Consider the following 2,900-nt stretch of genomic DNA (forward strand, 5'->3'; position numbering starts at 1 on the left):
GCGCAGCCGGTCGCCGCCAGGGTCACCGCGAGCAGCGCGACGAGTGGTCCCCGGCCCGGTCGCCGGTGCGGGCGGCTCACCGGCCGGCACCGCGACGGCGCCGCCAACGGCCGAGGCCGAGCAGGACGACCAGGGCCAGCGCGGCGGCCACCACCCCGACGGTCCATCCGCGTCCGGCCCCGGAGGTGTCGCTGACCCGCGTGACGTGGAGGTCGGAGGCCGCGGCCTGCGACGGCGCCCCGGCCCCGGGCGCGGCGCCCGTCACCCCTGCCGCCCCCGCTGCGGCCGGCGCGTTGCCGGAGGCGGCCGGGGCCGGCGCGTCCTGTCCGGTGGTGGTCCGGGGCGTGGCGGCGGGCGTGGTCGCCTTCGGCGCCGGGCCGGCCTTCGGCGGGGCGCTCGTGGCGCCGGCGGCGAACGTGACCGGCACCCGTACGTCCTGGGACCGGTCGGAGGCCCGGGTGTGGTCGGCGCGGGTGACGACCGCGCACCGCCGGACGGTGCAGTCGACGTCGCCGATGGTGGGGGTCACCTTGACCGTCACCGAGAAGGAGCCGCCGGGGCCGTACGGCTCGGGCAGGCCCTCGGCGTAGGCGGGCGGGTTCGACGAGATCCACTGCGAGGCGCCGAGGCTGCCGGTGGTGTCGGCGCCGCCGCCGCACGGGGTGGCCGCCACGCCCGGTCCGTTGTCGACGCAGTACGCGACGTAGATGCCCTTGTCGACGTCGTAGCCGCGCCCGGAGACGGAAACGGTGGCGCCGGAGCGGCTCAGGCCGGTGCTCGGGGTGACGGTGAGCTTCTGGCCGCCGCTGCCGGTGGCGGTGCCGGCGTGGGCCGGCGCGGGCGTGGCGACGACGGCGGCGGTGAGCAGAACGGTGGTCCAGATGGTGCGGCGCCGTGCTCGCATCGGGCTCCTCACACGACAGGTCCGGCCGGACGTGCCGGCCGAGCGGTTACTTAGGTTTGGCTAACCTAAGTGGCGAACGCGCAGGTGGCAAGGGGTCCGTTCGGCTGAAGATCTTGGGACGCTTCGTGGATCACCCGATCATCTTAGGTTTGCCTAACCTAATGCCTTCGCTTTCCCTCCCGAGAGGAACAGCATGTTCAGATCCAGAGCCGGAGCCCTCCGGTCGATGCGCTGGGCGGCGGTGCTCGCCCTCGGCGTGTCGAGTGCGCTCGTGGGCGCCGGACCCGCCTCGGCGGCCGAGGCCGAGATCGCAAGCGGCAGCCTGAACTGGGGTTTCAAGGCCAGCTTCCGCAACTACGTCAAGGCCGGCAACGGGGACCCGCCGATCGCTGTCAGCAACGGCGCCACCGTCAACGCCGACGGCACGTTCACGTTCCCGTCGACCGGCGGCACGCACGACGCCGCCACCGGTACGACCAACGCCACGTACGGCGGCACCGTGGTGTTCTCGTACCCGGCGCACCTGCTGACCATCACGCTGGCCAACCCGACTGTCGCCGTCTCCGGCGGCACCGCCTCGCTGAAGGCGGACGTCGACCTGGCCACCACGATGACCGAGCCGGTCTCGGTGAAGCAGGCCACCATCGCCACCCTCACCGGCGCTCCCGCCACCAGCGGGAACACGGTGACCGGCAGCAACCTCGCCGCGGCGCTCACCAGCGTGGGAGCCGGCGCGTTCAACGGCTTCTACGCCGCCGGTGAGGCGCTGGACCCGGTGTCGTTCACGTTCACCACGGCAGGCGGCACCGCGCCCGCGACCCCGGCGGTGACCGTCGACCCGGCCCAGGGCCTCGACCCCGCCGGCGCGACTGTCACCGTACGCGGCACCGGCTTCGACCCGGACTTCAACAACGGGGCCGGCATCTACGTCTCGTTCGGACCGAAGGTCGACGAGCACTGGGCCAACGCCGGCGTCCTCCAGGTCACCAAGTGGGTCAACAAGACCAACGAGCCGACCGACGCCCGGGACCGGATGGCCGCCGACGGCAGCTTCACCACGACGCTGCCGATCAGCGCCGTCTACACCGACCGCAACGGCGACGAGGTGGACTGCACCGAGGTGCAGTGCTACGTCATCACCTTCGCCGCCCGCGGCTCGGCCGACCGCCGCCAGGACACGTTCACGCCGATCACCTTCACCCGTACCGGCGCGGGTGGGAACTCGGCCCAGCAGCGGATCACCAGCACCGTGACCGGCGGCCCGCTCAGCCTGAGCGTGGCCGGCGCGAACGTCGCCCTGCCGCCGGTCGGCAAGGGCGAGTACGCCCGGGCGCCGCTGAACACCGCCACGGTGGCCGACCTGCGCGGTGCCGGCACCGGCTGGAGCCTGGTCGGACAGGTTTCCGACTTCACCTCCGCCGCCGGTGGCGTCATCGCCGGGAACTACCTCGGCTGGGCGCCGACCGCGAACGTGGTGGACGACCCGCTGGGCGGCACCACCGGCGCCGTCACCCCGGGTGCGGTGGCCGCTCCCGGCGCCGGTCTCGGCGAGGCCCGAGCGTTGTGCACGGCCGGCGCCGGGACCAGCAACGGCGTCTTCGCCTGCGGCGCCGAGCTCAACCTCGGTGTGCCGGCGTCCGCCGCGGCGGGCGACTACGTCGCCACGCTCACCCTGACCCTCTCCTGATTCACCGACCGGGTTGGCCCTGGTGGGGCGCGGGCACGTCGCCCGTGCCCCACCAGCGGCGTCTGCCCGGCGACCACCTCGCAGCGGAGCACGGTATGCCCCTCCTCACGCCCTCCTCCCGCATCCCGGCCGCCCGGATCGGCGCCGCGCTCGCCGCCGTGCTGCTCGCGGTGCTGCTCGTTATACCGTCGCGCGGCGAGGCGGCCCCCCGGCCGGCGCCGTCCGCCGACCCCGGCGCCGCCCGCTGGGCGGTCCAGCCGTCCGGGCCCGCGGGGCCGACCGGGCGCAACTACTTCACCTACGACCTGG

At 74.4% G+C, this 2,900-nt stretch carries 2 protein-coding genes and 1 pseudogene; 2 read left to right on the forward strand and 1 reads right to left on the reverse strand.

The window, feature by feature from the left end; all coding sequences use genetic code 11:
* Positions 1-76: 76 nt before the first annotated feature.
* Positions 77-904, reverse strand: a complete 828-nt coding sequence (locus MCBG_RS01930) for a neocarzinostatin apoprotein domain-containing protein (RefSeq protein WP_043323399.1) — start codon at positions 902-904, stop codon at positions 77-79.
* Positions 905-1,097: 193 nt separating this feature from the next.
* On the opposite strand from MCBG_RS01930, the gene MCBG_RS01935 reads away from it, so the two are divergent.
* Both MCBG_RS01935 and MCBG_RS32845 read left to right on the forward strand, forming a co-directional pair.
* The gene (locus MCBG_RS01935; protein WP_043323401.1) at positions 1,098-2,591 is read left to right on the forward strand and encodes an HtaA domain-containing protein; all 1,494 of its coding nucleotides are present in this window, start codon (positions 1,098-1,100) and stop codon (positions 2,589-2,591) included.
* Positions 2,592-2,686: 95 nt separating this feature from the next.
* Positions 2,687-2,900, forward strand: a pseudogene (locus MCBG_RS32845) (DUF916 domain-containing protein); the annotation flags it as partial.

The sequence above is a fragment of the Micromonospora sp. M42 genome (genome assembly GCF_000568915.1).
GTDB classification, from domain to species: domain Bacteria; phylum Actinomycetota; class Actinomycetes; order Mycobacteriales; family Micromonosporaceae; genus Micromonospora; species Micromonospora chalcea.